The organism is Faecalibacterium langellae, assembly GCF_002549775.1.
Taxonomy (GTDB): Bacteria; Bacillota; Clostridia; order Oscillospirales; family Ruminococcaceae; genus Faecalibacterium; species Faecalibacterium langellae.
This window is the reverse complement of record NZ_NMTR01000005.1, coordinates 3,094-4,486: the sequence shown is the minus strand read 5'-3', so window position 1 is coordinate 4,486 and position 1,393 is coordinate 3,094. Positions and strand designations below refer to the sequence as shown.

At 53.0% G+C, this 1,393-nt stretch carries 1 rRNA gene; it reads left to right on the top strand.

Features of this window, described 5'->3' with window-relative positions:
- Window positions 1–1,296: ribosomal RNA gene (locus CGS49_RS02640) — 16S ribosomal RNA — on the top strand; the annotation flags it as partial.
- Window positions 1,297–1,393: the final 97 nt, after the last annotated feature.

Genomic DNA, 1,393 nt, shown 5'->3' with positions numbered 1-1,393 from the left:
AATCCGCTTTGAGATGGCCTCGCGTCCGATTAGCTAGTTGGTGAGGTAACGGCCCACCAAGGCGACGATCGGTAGCCGGACTGAGAGGTTGAACGGCCACATTGGGACTGAGACACGGCCCAGACTCCTACGGGAGGCAGCAGTGGGGAATATTGCACAATGGGGGAAACCCTGATGCAGCGACGCCGCGTGGAGGAAGAAGGTCTTCGGATTGTAAACTCCTGTTGTTGGGGAAGATAATGACGGTACCCAACAAGGAAGTGACGGCTAACTACGTGCCAGCAGCCGCGGTAAAACGTAGGTCACAAGCGTTGTCCGGAATTACTGGGTGTAAAGGGAGCGCAGGCGGGAAGACAAGTTGGAAGTGAAATCCATGGGCTCAACCCATGAACTGCTTTCAAAACTGTTTTTCTTGAGTAGTGCAGAGGTAGGCGGAATTCCCGGTGTAGCGGTGGAATGCGTAGATATCGGGAGGAACACCAGTGGCGAAGGCGGCCTACTGGGCACCAACTGACGCTGAGGCTCGAAAGTGTGGGTAGCAAACAGGATTAGATACCCTGGTAGTCCACACCGTAAACGATGATTACTAGGTGTTGGAGGATTGACCCCTTCAGTGCCGCAGTTAACACAATAAGTAATCCACCTGGGGAGTACGACCGCAAGGTTGAAACTCAAAGGAATTGACGGGGGCCCGCACAAGCAGTGGAGTATGTGGTTTAATTCGACGCAACGCGAAGAACCTTACCAAGTCTTGACATCCGTTGACCGACATAGAAATATGTTTTTCCTTCGGGACAGCGAGACAGGTGGTGCATGGTTGTCGTCAGCTCGTGTCGTGAGATGTTGGGTTAAGTCCCGCAACGAGCGCAACCCTTATGGTCAGTTACTACGCAAGAGGACTCTGGCCAGACTGCCGTTGACAAAACGGAGGAAGGTGGGGATGACGTCAAATCATCATGCCCTTTATGACTTGGGCTACACACGTACTACAATGGCGTTAAACAAAGAGAAGCAAGACCGCGAGGTGGAGCAAAACTCAGAAACAACGTCCCAGTTCGGACTGCAGGCTGCAACTCGCCTGCACGAAGTCGGAATTGCTAGTAATCGTGGATCAGCATGCCACGGTGAATACGTTCCCGGGCCTTGTACACACCGCCCGTCACACCATGAGAGCCGGGGGGACCCGAAGTCGGTAGTCTAACCGCAAGGAGGACGCCGCCGAAGGTAAAACTGGTGATTGGGGTGAAGTCGTAACAAGGTAGCCGTAGGAGAACCTGCGGCTGGATCACCTCCTTTCTAAGGAGTCAGGCGAAAGACAAACATCGAAGATGAGAGTCTTTCGGACAGGTAACAAACAAGCAGAGTAGATATTGTTCGATTTTGAGGGCCCTGA